This window comes from Siphonobacter aquaeclarae, from assembly GCF_900103285.1.
GTDB classification, from domain to species: domain Bacteria; phylum Bacteroidota; class Bacteroidia; order Cytophagales; family Spirosomataceae; genus Siphonobacter; species Siphonobacter aquaeclarae.
In genome coordinates, this window is sequence record NZ_FNGS01000008.1 from 335421 (window position 1) to 351500 (window position 16080).

Genomic DNA, 16080 nt, shown 5'->3' on the forward strand with positions numbered 1-16080 from the left:
ATGAAAAAGTACGTCGCCGCCTGGTTATGGATGGTCTCTTCGGGAATGCTCGCTGCATTCCCGAAGAGCGATCCGCCGGGTAAAGTGAAGGCTTTTTCTTTTCGGGAGAACGACACGACGGCATATGTACTGAACCTGGCGTATGACGCCGCCGGTCAACCGTCGTACTTCTACCGGAATATTTTCACGCCGGTTTGCTATACAGGAGAATGCAAACCGGTCTATGTCAATTTTTACTGGGATTTGCTCGGCAATTACATCCGGTACGACCTGCCCGAGGGCAAAACCCTCACCAAAATGGACCACAAGGAATTTGACGAAGCCAACTACGACAAGCTGCAGCAGATTCTGAGTGACCCGGAGTCGCTCCTGAAAGACGTCACGATCTACGACCTCATCGGTCCTGATACCGATAAGCTCCGGGATTCGGTTGACGCAAAAACCGGAGCCACGCTCAAAACCATCAAAAACGAAGTGATCGAAGGCGCCGTCTATACCTGCTATACCCTCTGGCACATCGCCTATGGCAAAGGATGCGGCGAAATGAAGCGGCTTACCGATTCACTGATGACAGATGATTTGCTTCATGCCTTTCTTCAATCACAAAACTTTCATTATCAGTACTTTGCGATGGAAAAAGTAGTGGGAAATCCGGCGTTTCTGAACGACTGGCTGACGGTTATCCGGGGGAAGAATCCGTTCGTCGCCCGCGCTGCCCTTCAAAAGCTGGACCCGCAGGTATTTGCCTCCGACGACCGCCAGGTCTGGCTTTGGGAAACCTACCGGCGGGCAGGCTATACGCTCCAGCTCGCTATTCTGAAAAAACTGGAAACGATACCGGTACGCCCCGCCCTCGCCGGAACCCTCGCGGAGGCCCTGCCCGCCGCCAATGCCGAACAGACCGGCTATTTCCTCGGCATTCTGAGAAAAGGAAAACCGTCGGTGGCTGTCGCCCGGAAACTGGCCGCAACCCTCGCCACCGCCACACCCGGACAGGGCGAAGAAGTCTACCGGCTGCTCGACAGCTGGAAGCTCGCGGACCGGGCCGTCCGGGACCAACTCAAAAAATGGAAACAGACTCATGAATAAATACCTGCTACTCTTTCTGTGCTGCCTGACAAGCCTCGCACTCCGGGCGCAGAATCACGTCTTCGTTGAAACAGAATCCTTCGCGAATAAAGGCGGCTGGGTCACCGACCAGCAATCGTTTGTCGTCATCGGCTCTTCGTACCTGATGGCGCATGGCATGGGCCGGCCGGTGAAGGACGCGTCGACCACCGTAACATTCCCGAAAAAAGGGAAATACCGCCTTTGGGTCCGGACGAAAGACTGGGCGCCGTTTCCAAAAGGCCCCGGCCGTTTTCAGGTGGTACTGAACGGAACGCCGGTCAGTACGGTCTTCGGTGAAAGCGGTTCTGACGAATGGAAATGGTACGATGGGGGAGAAGTAAACATCACTGATGCGACGCTCAACGTAGCATTGCATGACCTCACGGGCTTCAACGGCCGCTGCGACGCCCTGCTCTTTACGGATGCCCCGAAGTTTATGCCGCCCGCCACGACAGCTGAGCTGACACCTTTGCGCCGGAAACTGCTTGGGCTGACCAGCCAGCCGATTGACGCCGGGAAGTTTGACCTCGTCGTCATCGGCGGCGGTATTGCCGGTACCTGCGCCGCGATCTCCGGCGCCCGCCTGGGCCTGAAAGTGGCGCTGATTCAGGACCGCCCGATGCTCGGAGGCAACAACAGCTCCGAAATCCGGGTACACCTGAAGGGAGAAACCGACCAGAACCATTACCCGAAACTCGGCCGTATTGTCCGGGAAATGGACAATGGCGACCCCGGTAACGGCAACCCCGACGGAAACGAGTACGGCGACGCCCGTAAAATCGCCATCGTCAAGGCTGAAAAGAACATCACCTTGTTTCTGAATACGTTTGTAGATCAGGTTGAAACGGAAAACAAGACGATTAAGTCGGTCGTTGGCCGGAATATCCTGACCAACCAGGAGTACCGTTTTTCGGGAACCTATTTTTCCGATTGCACGGGCGACGGCACCATCGGCTACCTGGCCGGCGCGGATTTCCACATGGGTCGGGAGAGTAAGGCGGAAACCGGAGAATCCCTCGCGCCGGATAAAGCGGACAATTTTACGCTTGGCACTTCCAACCTCTGGGCGTCTGTCGACCGGGACAGCCTGACGACTTTCCCCGTGACGCCCTGGGCCATTCCGTTTTCGGAAGAATACCACGTAGACAGCCACAAGGCCGATTGGGAGTGGGAAACCGGTTTTGGTAACTTCAATACGATCACAGAAGCCGAAAAAATCCGTGATCACAACCTCCGCGCGATCTATGGCAACTGGTCGTACCTCAAAAACAACAAGAAGGAAAAGTACGGGAAAAAGCAGCTGGCCTGGGTAGCGTACATCGGCGGCAAGCGGGAGTCCCGCCGCCTTCTCGGCGACCATATCCTGACCCAGATGGATATTCAGGACGGGAAGTTTTACCCCGACGGCACCGCTACCGCGACCTGGACGATAGACCTTCACTTCCCCGACCCCAAAAACAGCAAGTACTTTGAAGGACAGGAGTTTTTTGCAGGGACGAAACACATCAAGGTCGCGCCGTATACCATACCGTACCGCTGCCTGTATTCCCGGAATATTACCAACCTGTTTATGGCGGGCCGGAACATCAGTACCACGCACGTTGCCTTCGGCAGTACGCGCGTCATGCGTACTTGCGGAATGATGGGCGAGGTAGTCGGGTATGCGGCATATGTCGGAAAGAAACACCAGACCAGCCCCCGCGGCGTCTACCAGGACTACCTGCAGGAGCTGGTTACCCTGATCCGAGATTAGATGAAGCTGTTTCTGATACTCTGCCTGTTTGCCGGAGTACTTCCGGGCTATGCGCAGCCGCTCCAGGTACTCGGCGGTCGGGCACAGGGAACTACCTGGGAGGTAAAATGCCGGCATCCCGTATCCCTGAAAGCAGGCGTCGATTCGGTACTCGAGGCGATGGACCAATGCCTGTCGCTGTACCGGAACGATTCAGAGCTATCAGCATTCAACAGGGGAATAAGTCACCGGTTCCGTTCGCCGATTTTTTTCGAAGTATTGAAGAAGTCGGAAGAGATATTCCGGGAATCGGATGGGCTGTTTGACCCGACGGTACTTCCGCTGGTCGAGGCCTACGGATTCGGCGCATCGCGGAAGCGGACCGGAGCCGATCCTGATTCCCTCCGGCAGTGGGTCGGGTTCGGGTATATTGCGTATGATGCCACATCGGTCCGAAAGAAAAAGGAGGGCGTCCGGCTCGATTTCAACGGAATTGCACAGGGATATACGGTTGACCTCGTCGGCCGGTACCTCGAAAAAAAAGGCGTAGCCGATTACCTCGTCGAAATAGGCGGAGAAATTCGCTGCCGGGGCGAAAAACAGCCTGGAAAACCCTGGTCGATCGGCATCGAAAACCCGGAACATCCCGGCCGGAACCTGGCGACCGTTCCCTTGAAAAACCGGGCCATGACCACCGCCGGAAACTACCGGAGCCGCTATGTCGCCGACGGGCAGGTATATACCCACATCATCAACCCGAAAACGGGTCTGATGGAGCAGAGTAACCTGCTGAGTGTAACGGTACTCGCGCCGGATGCGATGACGGCCGACGGCTACGATACGGCCTTCATGGTCATGGGCCTCGAACGGACACGGGCCTTTCTGGCCCGCCATCCGGAACTGGACGCCTGGCTCGTCTACGCCGACGAAACCGGGCATTTGAAAACTGAAGCAACGGACGGTCTGAAAGCCATTCTTTCAACCGAAACGAATCCAAAATGATCCGATACACGATTGCATGGCTGGCGTTGAGCTGCTGGCTTCCGGTGGCCGCCCAGTCGGGGCTTTCCCTGAAAAACGACCAGCTCGACCTGGTGTGGACGAAAAAGCCGCAGGGCTGGGTACTCGAAAAAGCGGCGGTCCGGAAAGGCCGGCAGTGGGAAACGCTCGCGAATCCATCCGGAGAGGGAACGCTGCTTTTCTCAGCAGAAAAGCCCGACGGAAAGCCGCAGACGAGCTTTCAGAAAAGCACCGGAGGTACTTTCCCGGAAGCTAACTACCATTACCAGGAATCCCAATGGGCGGAGAGCATCAACCCGGTGTCGCTGAATACCGCCGGTACTGCCGTTCATTTCTTCCCGCAACAAGGCAGACAGGAGGGAAAGGGCCACGTACAGTTTGAGACGGAAATGCCGGAAGGGGTCATTGTGACCGACTACCGCCTCGACGCACGTTTCCCGAATGACATTCAGGTTACTCAGACGCTGACCGCCCGGAAGGCCGGGTATTTTTCCCTGCCGTCTCCTACGCTGGTTTCGGTAGAGGAAAAGCAGCTCTCGTGGGCGTCGGTTCCCGGTTATTTTCAGGGAAATACGATTCAGAAGGATTTCCCGCGGGCCTATGCGTACGGAATGGGCGTGCCGGAGCTGCCGGTCGTTTACCGCGAACGCTGCGCGAGTACCTTGTGCCCGCTGGTGACGACCAAATCCGGAATTACGTATTCCATTATTCCTGAACCGGGCCTCGCCCGGGATCCGTGGGAGAAGGATAAAATCACGCAGGTAGACTGGCACATCGGTCTTTCCCACAAAAACCGGAAGTCCCAACTCGCACCGACATTGTACTACCCGGTACTCGGGGAAGAGAAATCGGGGTTGAAAGCCGGAGAATCCGTGAGTTATCAGTTCCGGTATTCCTTCCGGGAAGGCGACTGGTTCCGGGCGATTCACCACGCCGTGTATGACATCTACCGGTTCCGGGAGTCGCTGGCGCTGCGGCAAAGCAGGCAGTCGCTCACGAGCCGGATCGAAAAAATGCACCACTACCTGACAGACCCTGTCACCTCGATGTGGAATGTCGAAGAGTACAAAGGCATGAAAATCGGGGCGCAGTCGTACATGGGCGGCGTAGTAGGTTCGAACAAGGATGCCATGAAAAACGCCGATTACGGTGCGATGTGGTTCCTGGCGAACGCGACGGGTGATCCCGAGCTGACACAGAAAGTACTTCCCTATGCCCTGAACTTCAAGCTCGCCCAGCAAACCGGCAGTGGTTTTTTCAAGGGCGCAGTGGAAGGGCAGTACTACCTGGCGAAGTCAAAGAAGTTTGTGGAAGAATGGGGCGAGGTCGTCGAACCGATCGGCGTTACCTACTATACCATGCTCGACATCGGCAATATTCTTCTTTTTGAGCCGGAGAATGCGGAGCTGAAGGAAAAGCTGCGCGCCGGCGCCGATTTCCTTCTTCATAATCAGTTTCCGGACGGGCACTGGGCCGTGGCATATGATCACCATAGCCAGGAAGAGATTTTCAAGGATATTCCCGATGTGCGTCCGACGTTTTACGGCCTCATTGTCGCCTATCGCATCCTGAAAGATCCGAAGTACCTGGCGGCCGCCCGGAAAGGCGCTGACTGGTTCCTGAAAGAATCGGTAGAGAAAGGCCACTTTCTCGGCGTCTGCGGGGATGCGCGTTATGCGCCCGATTTTGCAACGGGCCAATCGGCGCAAGCCTTACTGGACCTGTTTGACCTGACGAAAGACGCCCGCTACCAGAAGGGAGCTATCACGGCAGCGAAAATCTACACCAGTTCCATTTATACGCATCCGATTGCAGATACGAAACCGAAAACAGTCAACGGCATCGCCCGGGAAGACTGGGAAATTGCCCAATCAGGCCTCAGCTTCGAGCACGGCGGTATTTTCGGCTCGGCCAACCGCCACGGACCTATTCAGTTGTGCAGCCATGCCGGGATGTTTATCCGGTTGTATCAGCTGACGAAAGACCCGCTTTTCCGGGATATGGCCCGTGCCGGCGCGATTGGTCGTGACGCGTTCGTCGACCCGAAAACCAGCGTCGCTTCCTACTACTGGCAGGCGATGAACCGCGGTGCCGGCCCCTATCCGCACCACGCCTGGTGGCAGATCGGCTGGATCACAGATTACCTCATGGCGGAGGCGGAACTACGGTCGAACCGGGAAGTAGCCTTTCCCCGCGGTTTTGTAACGCCGAAAGTAGGCCCGCACCAGACCTATGGTTTTGCTGCCGGAACGATTTATGGAGACAAAGCCCGCCTGCTTATTCGTGAAGGGGTAGTAGAGACAGACCAGCCGGCGGTAGACTATGTTCTCGCCCGTTCAGAGAAATCCAACCGGCTGTATGTCATTCTGTTGAATAACCGCGTGCAGCCGACGACTACCCGCCTTGCCTTTCATCCCGAAAAATGGAAAGCCGGAAGCAGCGTTCGTGCTATCCGCAGTTTGACGTCGGGAAAAACAGGGAACGAAGGGACGCTGGAGATCCCCGGCTTCGGGATTGACGTACTGGCGATAGACCTGACCGGCCAATGAAAAGATACCTGGTTATCGCTTTTCTGCTTGTATATCAGGCAGGTATGGGCCAGCGGGTTCTGTTCGTCGCTGCAGGTCAAAGCAATTCAGTAGGGCAGGGAGATGCCGCTCAATCCGTGAAAACGGCGCATGGATGGGAATACCGTTCGCAGGGAGATTCCCTCGCCCGGTTGCTTGATCCTGTCGGCGAAAATGCGCTCGACTTTCAACGGGCCAATACCGGCAGCGCCTGGCCTGCCTTCGCCGCGAGGTACTTTGAGCGGACAGGCAGAGAAGTAGTACTGGTGCCAGCGGCCCGTGGCGGCAGCTCCTGCCACGAAAAAGCGGAGCTGGGCGACATGGGGACGTGGTACCCGACCGGCCGCAAGCCGCTTTTTGAAAACGCCATCCTCAAAGTTCAGCAGGCAGAACGGAAAACAGGCCTGAAGACGGCCGGCATTATCTGGTTGCAGGGCGAGCGTGATGCCAACGCCATCTTCGACCAAAAGATGACCCCTGCTGAATATGAACAGGCACTGGAAGAGCTGATTACCCGCTTCCGGAGTCGCCTGGGGCGCCCGGTACCTTTTTACATTGTACTGACTGGAAATCAGGATGGCCGGGAGCCGATCGGCAACGAGGCCGTCCGCAAGGCACAGCAGAGCGTCGCAAAACGCCTGCCGGATGTGCAGGTTGTCTACGAAGACACCCCGCTGTTTCCCGCTCAAAAACGAATGAAAGACTTTGTCCACTACGGCCAGGATGCGTTGAATGAGATCGGGCGGGTGGTGGCAGAGAAAGTGAAATAGTGTTTTCGGTTTTCAGTTTGCGGTTTTCAGTTGGCCTGTGCTGACTTCAACCGTAAACCGAAGACCGCAAACCGAAAACAGCCTATATGAATTCCATCATCGACACCACCGTCATTTTTATTTTCTCCGCGTTTGTGCTGGCGATCGGACTGCTGTTCGCGCGGACGGGGCGGAACCTCAAGTCCTTTTTTGCGGGCGGAGAGGCAGTACCCTGGTTCATCGGCGGGTTGTCGTTGTTCATGTCCTTCTTTTCGGCAGGTACCTTCGTCGCCTGGGGATCTATTGCCTACAAACATGGCTGGGTCGCTGTGACGATTCAGTGGACGATGTGCATCGGAGCCCTTGTGACCGGCCTGTACCTCGCCCCGAAGTGGAAAGCTACGGGTAACCTGACCGCCGCGGAATTCATCCGGGACCGCCTGGGAGAGCGCGTTCAGAAGACCTACATCGGCATTTTTACGCTGGTATCCGTCTTCATCAAAGGATCGGTCCTGTATCCGGTAGCGAAGCTGGTCAGTGTTTCGCTGGGTTTCCCGCTGGTGGAATCAACGATTGTTCTGGGTATTTTCATGATTGCCTATACCGCCGTCGGCGGGCTATGGGCGGTGATGGTGACGGATATTCTGCAGTTTGTCATCCTGTCGGCGGCAGTCTTCATTTTGCTGCCGCTTTCGCTGGAAAAGGCGGGTGGCTTTGAACAGTTTACCGCAAAAGTACCGGCAGATTTCTTCGACCTGCTTCACGGCGAGTATACCCTCGGTTTTGTCCTGGCGTTTGTGGTCTATCACATTGCCTATATCGGTGGAAACTGGACGTTTGTGCAGCGGTATACCTCGGTAGATACGCCGAAATCCGCCCGGAAAGTCGCTTTTCTTTTCGCGGGACTCTACCTCGTCAGCCCGGTCATCTGGATGCTGCCTCCGATGGTATACCAGTCGATCAACCCCGGCCTGGCCGGTCTTGATACTGAAAACGCGTACCTGATGATCTGCAAGCTGGTACTTCCGCCGGGCTTGCTAGGGCTGATGCTGACCGGGATGTACTTCTCGACATCCGCCAGTGCCAATACGACGCTGAATGTAGTATCTGCTGTTTTCACGAATGATATCTACAAAGGATTCATCAATCCCGCCGCGTCGGATAAGCAACTGATCCGCACGGCCCGGCTGTCGTCCTGGGGTTTTGGTATCGGGATGATCCTGATCGCGCTGCTGGTTCCGGCGGCCGGGGGGATCGTGGAGGTAGTCCTCAGTATTTCAGCCATTTCCGGCGGACCGCTTCTCGCGCCGCCGCTCTGGGCGCTGTTTTCGAAACGGCTCGACGGGCGCACGACCTTCGCCATTACCCTGATCGGCCTCGCCGTCAACCTCTATTTCAAGGTACTGTCGCCCTGGCTGTTTCATATCAAGCTGAGCCGGGCGCTGGAGACCATCATCGGCGTCGGATTACCGTTGCTTTTGCTGTTGCTCCATGAACTGTATGCCCGTTCACAGGACCGGATCGCTCCCGAATACGAGCCGTACCTGCGCGCGAAAGCAGCGAAAAAAGAAGCGGCCACAGCTCAGTCTGAGGAAGAGGCGGCCGCTATTGAGGCACAAAACCGCTTCGGCCTGAAGGTGATTGCCGGCTCCCTGCTGTTTGTTGCCGCCGTATTGCTGGTGCTCAGCTTCCTGACGACGTCGGGAAGTGGTATCACCGCCGGTATAGCCGTCGTGGTGGCCCTCGGCTCATTCATACCCTGGCGGGCGGCCCGGAAGCAGCCCTCGCCAGACCCTACGCCTACTCACGTCTGATGTCTCACATTCCCGTTTTCCCGATCACCATGCGCTCTATTCTGAAATTTGTACTCCTGTTCTTTCTTACCCTTCAGGCTTCGGCCCAGTATACCATTCGTGATCCGGACGCGATTCCGCTTCACGGAAAGTGGCAGTTCGCGATGGACCCGCGCAAGGCCGGCGAGCAAAAAGGCTGGTACAAGGAAGCTGCTCCCGGCGGCCGCAACTGGGACCAGGTAACGGTACCGCATTGTTTTTCGTCCGACCCCCGGTACCTTTTTTACACCGGTATTGCCTGGTACAAGAAACAGTTTCCGTGGCAGGTACAGGCCGGAAAGCGGGTCTTGCTTCATTTTGATGCTTCCTATTATGCCACAACCGTCTGGATCAACGACAAAAAAGCCGGCACGCACGAGGGTGGCTATACGCCATTCAGTTTCGATATCACCGATTTGCTGAAATCCGGAGAGAATCAGCTCGTGGTTTCGGTGGACAATGATACCTGGCAGGAAGGAACGATCCCCGGTTCGAAAGACGGTGATTCTGCCAATGATCCGTTTATGGGCTGGATCAACTACGGGGGGCTTATCCGGCCGGTGTACCTCACAGTAGAGCCGGAAGTGTATCTCCGGAATATCAAAGTCGAATCAGAACCTGACCTCGAAAAAGGTACCGCCCGAATCAGGGTCAAAGCATTTGTCCGGAATGCCTCCGGTCAACCCGCCGCACCGAAATGGACGGTACAGATTCGCCAGCAGGATCGCCCGGTAAATCTTGTCTGGAAAAACAAAGGTGAGTCCGTAGCCGCCGGAAGTGAGGGTATCTGGGAGGCAGAGGCGACGGTCAGGCAGGCAGACGTCCGCCTCTGGCAACTCGACGATCCGCACCTATACCAGGCACGGGTAGCGCTGGGAGGGGATACGCTGAAAACCCGCTTTGGAATCCGTAAAGTCGAGGTAAAAGACGCGAAACTTCTCCTGAACGGTACGCCGCTGAAACTGGCCGGCGCCAATCGGGTAGTGGATTATCCACAATTAGGATCACTGGAGCCTGACTGGGTGGTAGAAAAAGACTTCCGACTCATGAAAGAAGCCGGTATGGAGTTTCACCGCCTGACACACTACACCCCTTCCGAACGGATTTACGACCTGGCAGACGAATACGGCATGCTGATTATCAGCGAAGCCGGAAACTGGCAGCTCACACCCAAACAAATGGACAGCGACGTTTTCCGGACAAAATTCAAAAAGCAGTTTGTGGAAATGGCGGAGCGCGACTGGAACCACCCGAGCGTCATCGCCTACAGCGTCGGCAACGAATATGCCTCGGATCACCCGGCCGGGCAGCGCTGGACCAAAGACCTGATCGCTTTTGCACGCGAAACCGACCCGACGCGGCTCTATACCTTCGCCAGCATGCGGCTCAATGCCATGCAGAAAAAGCCCGACGAAGAAGCCTCTCAGTATGTGGATTTTGTTTGCACCAATACGTATGGAAACCACGCGAAAGTCCTTGATAATATCCACATGCTTTATCCCGATAAGCCGATTCTGATCAGCGAATGGGGTGTCCGGGCGGATGCCGCCGGAGGAGAAAGTGCGCAGGCCCGACACATTGAAGATGTCGTGAAGGAAATCCGGAAACGGCCGTACGTCATCGGCGCATCCTGGTGGAGCTACAACGACTACCAGAGCCGCCACGTCGGCACCAATCCCAATGGCTTCCGGCCGTGGGGGCTGGTGGGACCGGACCGGGAACCTCGTCCGGCTTACGTCACATACCGAAAGGAAATGGCGCCACTGACCCTCGAAAAAGTACGCTGGGCGCCGGGAGGGCAGGGGCGGCACATACTGACCGTCCGCGTCACGGCGCGCCCCGATTTTCCCGCTTATCCCCTGAAAAAATACCGGCTGAAAGGCGCCGGTTCCGACCTGCTCATCCCTGACTTGCAGCCGGGACAGTCGGCTGAAATCGCCGTGCCCGTCACCGGATTTGATAAAGCCCTTACGCTCGAAGTATGGAAACCTTCGGGCGTGCCCATCCTGAAAGAAACGCTGTCGCTGACAGAGAAAGACTAAATACCGGCAACCTGAACTGAAAACCTGATATGTTGCGAGCTGAAAGTGTTGAAAAACGAAATCCGGTAACCATTCCGGTCACGGCCGATCTGGTCGTGGTGGGCGGAGGATTGTCCGGAACGTGTTGTGCGATTACGGCCGCCCGGGCGGGTATCCGCGTGATTCTGGTGACGGATCGCCCTGTTCTCGGAGGAAATTCCTCGAGCGAAGTGCGCCTGTGGGTACTCGGCGCGACGTCCCACATGGGTAACAACAACCGCTGGTCCAGGGAAGGCGGCGTACTCAACGAATTGCTGGTCGAAAATATGTACCGCAATCCGGAAGGCAACCCGCTCATTTTTGATACCATTATTCTGGAAAAAGTAGTTCAGGAACCGAATATTACCCTGCTGCTGAATACCTCCGTCCACGACCTGGAAAAGGCTGATCCTGATACCATTTCGAAGGTATTCGCTTTTTGCAGCCAGAATTCGACGGCCTATGAGCTGTCGGCGCCGCTTTTCTGCGATGCTTCGGGAGACGGTATCGTCGGCTTTCTGGCCGGAGCGGCCTTCCGGATGGGAGCGGAGGCTGCCGACGAGTTCGGGGAAAAGTTCGCGCCGACAGAGGAATACGGCGAGCTCCTCGGCCATTCCATGTATTTCTATTCGAAGGATACCGGTAAGCCGGTGCGGTTCGTCCCGCCGAGCTATGCCATCGATGTGACGAAGGAGGTACCCCGCTTCCGCCGGTTTACAGCCAAAGAGCAGGGCTGCCAGTTGTGGTGGCTCGAGTACGGCGGCCGCCTCGATACCGTCCACGATACCGAGAAGATCAAATGGGAGCTCTGGAAAGTGGTGTACGGGGTGTGGGACTATATCAAGAATTCCGGCAAGTTTCCCGAGGCGGAAACGATGACGCTCGAATGGGTCGGAACCATTCCCGGCAAACGGGAAAGCCGGCGCTTCGAAGGAGATTACATGCTGCATCAGCAGGACGTTGTCGAGCAGCGCGCCCATTACGACGACGTAGCCTTTGGCGGCTGGAGTATCGATTTGCACCCGGCTGACGGGGTTTTCAGCGAAAAACCGGGCTGCAACCAATGGCATAGCAAAGGCATTTACGGCATCCCGTACCGCACCTATTATTCCCGCAATATCAAAAACCTGTTTCTCGCCGGACGGATTATTTCCGCCAGTCACGTCGCCTTCGGATCGGCGCGGGTAATGGCGACGAGCGCGCACGGCGGGCAGGCTGTTGGTATGGCAGCCGTTCTTTGTACCCGGGAAAACCTGTTGCCGAAAGACCTGGCCGCTCCCGAACGGGTGGCTGAGTTGCAGCAGGAACTATTGAAAATCGGACAGCATATTCCCAACCTGCGGTTGAAAGACGGGCAGGATCTGGTACAGAGCGCCGCCCTTTCCGCGAGCAGCACACTGGTACTGCGGGAGCTGACGGAGGATACCGACCCCCTGCCGATGGAGTTTTCTATCGGACAGTTGCTTCCGGTACAGGCGGGGGCTTTTCCGAAGATAATCGTACATCCGTATGCCAGTCAGCCGACCGAACTGGAGGTAGAGCTGCGGATCGCCAGTCGGTCTGACAACCATACGCCGGACGTGTTGCTTGCTGCCAAAACCCTCTCGCTGGCACCGGGACGCAACTGCATTCACCTCGAATGGGACGTAACGATTGCAGAATCGGCTTATGCTTTTTTGATTTTCCGGAAAAACGAAAACGTATCATTCCGGTATTCCGAAAAACGGATCACGGGTGTACTTTCAGTCTTTAACCTCGTCAATGAAGCCGTCTCGAACTATGGCCGTCAGGAACCTACCGAAGACATCGGCGTCGACACCTTCGAATTCTGGTGCCCGCAGCGGCGGCCGGCAGGTCTCAACCTCGCGCTGAAAGTAGAGAGCGGATTACCGTTTTTTGCCGCGGAAAACATCCGGAATGGCCTGCAACGGCCTACCAATCAGCCCAATGCCTGGGTAGCTGACCCGGCAGATCAGGATCCCGAACTGCAAATCCGCTGGAAGGAACCGAAGGAAATCGGTCGGGTGGAGCTGAGTTTCGATACCGATTTTGATCACCCGATGGAAAACGTGCTGATGACGCATCCGGAGACCGTCATGCCGTTTTGTGTGCAGGCATTCCGGGTACTGGACGACGCGGGCAATGTCCTGTTTACCGAAACGGCCAACCACGAAACCCGGCGGACCATCCGGTTCGAAAAGCCGGTTAAAACCTCAGGGCTTCGGATTCAGATCGATCACCCGTCGGCACAAACGCCCGCTGCTCTGATGGAGGTTCGGGCATACGCTGGATAGTTTTTCGAAAAAAGTGGAATAGCTCCGTCGTTCCGTACAAATTGTTTTATAAGTTTGTCGCACGAAAATCAGAACCAGATAATGATCACAATTTCTGCAAAAGCTTGGTGGTGGCACCCGGGATACCTCGGTTGAGCAGCCTGTTTTTGCGTGATCTTTTGGATATATACGCCGCTGTTCAACCCGAACAGCGGTTTTTTTGTGCCTCATAAAATCAAACACATGCAGATTACCGAACAAGTGCGCAGCCCGTACCAGGTCGATGAGCGGGGCTACTACGGTCCTTACGGCGGGGCTTTCATCCCGGAAATGCTGTACCCGAATGTGCAGGAACTGAAGGAAAACTACCTGACTATCATGGCCGATCCTTCCTTTCAGGCCGAATTTCAGTTGTTGCTGACGGATTATGTAGGTCGCCCGACACCCCTGTATTTCGCCCAGCGTCTCTCCGAAACCTATGGTACACAGGTGTATCTGAAACGGGAAGATCTGTGCCATACCGGTGCACACAAGGTTAATAATACCATCGGGCAGATCCTGCTGGCACGCCGGCTTGGGAAAAAGAAGATCGTTGCCGAAACCGGCGCCGGGCAGCACGGCGTAGCCACGGCTACCGTCTGTGCGCTAATGGGAATGGAATGCATCGTATATATGGGCGAAATCGACATCGAGCGGCAGGCGCCGAACGTGGCCCGCATGAAGATGCTCGGCGCGGAGGTACGCCCGGCGACGAGCGGTTCCAAAACCCTGAAGGATGCTACCAATGAGGCCATGCGGCATTGGATCAACAACCCGGTGGATACACATTATATAATAGGTAGTGTCGTTGGGCCCCACCCGTACCCGGATATGGTGGCGCGTTTTCAGTCTGTCATTTCAGAAGAGATACGGAATCAGCTGCAGGAAAAGACCGGTTCTCCGCTTCCCAATTACGTGATCGCGTGTGTGGGCGGGGGCTCCAATGCCGCCGGCGCTTTTTACCACTACCTGCATGAAACGTCGGTGAAGCTCGTCGCAGCAGAGGCCGCCGGTCTGGGTGTCTATTCAGGTCATACTGCTGCCACCACTTTCCTCGGTAAACCGGGAGTACTGCACGGCAGCCGGAGTATTCTGATGCAGACGGAAGACGGGCAGGTTGTTGAGCCGTTCTCCATTTCAGCGGGCCTGGATTATCCGGGTATCGGCCCCATGCACGCCAACCTGGCTACGTCCGGCCGTGGTATTTTCAAGGCTATTACCGATGAAGAGGCGTTGACGGCAGGTTTTGAACTCGCCAAACTCGAAGGAATTATCCCGGCGCTGGAATCATCACATGCGCTGGCTTCCCTGAAGACCCTGGGCGCCGGACCGGACGAGGTCGTTGTGGTAAACCTTTCCGGGCGGGGTGACAAAGACCTGGCCACTTACATGAAACACCTCTGAGCAAAGCAGCTACCAACCATGACCAATCGTATCACTCACTTATTCAGTCAACAGTCGGGCCGGTTGCTGAACGTCTATTTCACGGCAGGTTTTCCGCAACTCAACGACACCCGTACTATATTAAAGAGCCTGGAGGCTGCCGGCGCCGATCTGGTTGAGATCGGCATGCCGTATTCCGACCCGGTCGCCGACGGCGAAACGATTCAATTATCGAACGACAAAGCCCTTCACAACGGAATGACCGTCAAGACCCTCTTTGAACAATTGGAGGGCATGCGGGAAGAAGTTTCCGTGCCGGTATTACTGATGGGGTATATAAATCCTGTTATTCAGTTCGGGGTAGAAGCCTTTTGCCGGAGATGCCGGGAAGTAGGGGTCGACGGGCTTATTCTGCCTGATTTGCCGGCGGATGTGTATGAGGAGGAATTCAAGCCCTTGTTTGATCAGTATGGCCTGGTGAATATCTTCCTGATTACGCCGCAGACGGCGGATGATCGCATCCGGCACATTGACAGCATATCAGAAGGATTTATCTATATGGTTTCGTCGGCGAGTACTACCGGCGCGAAAGCAGGGATTACTGCGGACCAGGAAGCCTATTTCAACCGGGTGAACGCCATGAACCTGAAAAACCCGCGCCTGATTGGTTTCGGGATTTCGGATAATGCGTCGTTCGAGCGGGCCAGTCAATACGCCGCCGGTGCGATTATTGGCAGTGCGTTTATTAAAGCGATTGCTGATACGCCGGATTTGCCGGGTACGATTGACGGATTTGTCCGGAAAGTCAAAGGCTGAAAGGAAGGAAATAGCATCAAAACGGGCTGAGGTAAATCAAAACCACAGTCCGTTTTGGTTTTTTGCGGGAAGGGGCTCTATTTTTTTTCGAGGTATAAGCTCCTGAGGGGTAAGGAGTTAAGGGATTAGAGTGGATAGTAAGAAAAAATAGTTTGGTAGAAGTGTTGACAAGAGGGGGTAAAAAGCTGCATCTTTGCACTCCCAAACGACGGGAAGAGGGAATGTAAGCTGGTGTAAGTAATTGAGGGAGAGGGAGTTAGGAAAAATAAATTTAAAATTTTTCTTGACAATGGGGTGTTAAAATGACTAGTTTTGCAACCCGGTTAAGGGAAGAAAGGAAAAGGGAGTGGGGTTGAGGCGAGGGCGAAAAAAAACTTTCAAAAATTCTTGACAAGCGGCTTTCGAAGTAGTAACTTTGCAGCCCGGTTTGAAAGAAAGACCAAAAAAAGAAAACGGAAAAGCGGAATTTGGCTTTGAAGTTTTAACAAGAGTAGCGAAC

11 protein-coding genes are annotated in these 16080 nt (G+C 55.5%); 10 read left to right on the plus strand and 1 reads right to left on the minus strand.

The genetic code is table 11. The annotated features are described in order from the left end of the window. From BLR09_RS20810 to trpA, 10 genes are all read left to right on the plus strand, one after another. On the plus strand, positions 1-1089 hold the full coding sequence (locus BLR09_RS20810; protein ID WP_245689976.1) for a hypothetical protein: 1089 nt from the start codon (positions 1-3) through the stop codon (positions 1087-1089). Continuing rightward, positions 1082-2863 (plus strand): FAD-dependent oxidoreductase, encoded by a 1782-nt coding sequence (locus BLR09_RS20815; RefSeq protein ID WP_093207521.1) that lies wholly within the window; start codon positions 1082-1084, stop codon positions 2861-2863. Before BLR09_RS20810 ends, BLR09_RS20815 begins: the two co-directional genes overlap by 8 nt. Continuing rightward, positions 2864-3844 (plus strand): FAD:protein FMN transferase, encoded by a 981-nt coding sequence (locus tag BLR09_RS20820; protein WP_093207522.1) that lies wholly within the window; start codon positions 2864-2866, stop codon positions 3842-3844. Further along, complete coding sequence (locus BLR09_RS20825) at positions 3841-6411, plus strand: glycerophosphoryl diester phosphodiesterase (RefSeq protein ID WP_093207524.1); 2571 nt, start codon at positions 3841-3843, stop codon at positions 6409-6411. Before BLR09_RS20820 ends, BLR09_RS20825 begins: the two co-directional genes overlap by 4 nt. Continuing rightward, complete coding sequence (locus tag BLR09_RS20830; protein ID WP_093207525.1) at positions 6408-7199, plus strand: sialate O-acetylesterase; 792 nt, start codon at positions 6408-6410, stop codon at positions 7197-7199. The genes BLR09_RS20825 and BLR09_RS20830 overlap by 4 nt, the downstream gene beginning before the upstream one ends. Before the next feature lie 86 nt (positions 7200-7285). Beyond that, on the plus strand, positions 7286-8992 hold the full coding sequence (locus BLR09_RS20835; RefSeq protein ID WP_093207527.1) for a sodium:solute symporter family protein: 1707 nt from the start codon (positions 7286-7288) through the stop codon (positions 8990-8992). Then, positions 8992-11052 (plus strand): glycoside hydrolase family 2 protein, encoded by a 2061-nt coding sequence (locus tag BLR09_RS20840; RefSeq protein WP_245689977.1) that lies wholly within the window; start codon positions 8992-8994, stop codon positions 11050-11052. The genes BLR09_RS20835 and BLR09_RS20840 overlap by 1 nt, the downstream gene beginning before the upstream one ends. 29 nt (positions 11053-11081) lie before the next feature. Next, a complete protein-coding gene (locus BLR09_RS20845; protein ID WP_093207530.1) occupies positions 11082-13364 on the plus strand; it encodes an FAD-dependent oxidoreductase in 2283 nt (760 codons plus the stop codon). A gap of 222 nt (positions 13365-13586) precedes the next feature. Further along, positions 13587-14786 (plus strand): tryptophan synthase subunit beta, encoded by a 1200-nt coding sequence (gene trpB / locus BLR09_RS20850; RefSeq protein WP_093207570.1) that lies wholly within the window; start codon positions 13587-13589, stop codon positions 14784-14786. Positions 14787-14804: 18 nt separating this feature from the next. Further along, on the plus strand, positions 14805-15581 hold the full coding sequence (gene trpA / locus BLR09_RS20855; RefSeq protein WP_093207531.1) for a tryptophan synthase subunit alpha: 777 nt from the start codon (positions 14805-14807) through the stop codon (positions 15579-15581). Between the two features lie 306 nt (positions 15582-15887). On the opposite strand, the gene BLR09_RS25725 is transcribed toward trpA, so the two are convergent. Then, positions 15888-16080, minus strand: a 193-nt coding sequence (locus BLR09_RS25725; protein ID WP_218126628.1) for a hypothetical protein, incomplete at its 5' end; no start/stop codon positions are given.

Excerpts from the sequence above, each read along its gene's own strand:
- BLR09_RS20810 (WP_245689976.1), top strand. The coding sequence starts at position 1 with ATGAAAAAGTACGTCGCCGCCTGGTTATGGATGGTCTCTTCGGGAATG.
- BLR09_RS20815 (WP_093207521.1), top strand. The coding sequence starts at position 1,082 with ATGAATAAATACCTGCTACTCTTTCTGTGCTGCCTGACAAGCCTCGCA.
- BLR09_RS20820 (WP_093207522.1), top strand. The coding sequence starts at position 2,864 with ATGAAGCTGTTTCTGATACTCTGCCTGTTTGCCGGAGTACTTCCGGGC.
- BLR09_RS20825 (WP_093207524.1), top strand. The coding sequence starts at position 3,841 with ATGATCCGATACACGATTGCATGGCTGGCGTTGAGCTGCTGGCTTCCG.
- BLR09_RS20830 (WP_093207525.1), top strand. The coding sequence starts at position 6,408 with ATGAAAAGATACCTGGTTATCGCTTTTCTGCTTGTATATCAGGCAGGT.
- BLR09_RS20835 (WP_093207527.1), top strand. The coding sequence starts at position 7,286 with ATGAATTCCATCATCGACACCACCGTCATTTTTATTTTCTCCGCGTTT.
- BLR09_RS20840 (WP_245689977.1), top strand. The coding sequence starts at position 8,992 with ATGTCTCACATTCCCGTTTTCCCGATCACCATGCGCTCTATTCTGAAA.
- BLR09_RS20845 (WP_093207530.1), top strand. The coding sequence starts at position 11,082 with ATGTTGCGAGCTGAAAGTGTTGAAAAACGAAATCCGGTAACCATTCCG.
- trpB (WP_093207570.1), top strand. The coding sequence starts at position 13,587 with ATGCAGATTACCGAACAAGTGCGCAGCCCGTACCAGGTCGATGAGCGG.
- trpA (WP_093207531.1), top strand. The coding sequence starts at position 14,805 with ATGACCAATCGTATCACTCACTTATTCAGTCAACAGTCGGGCCGGTTG.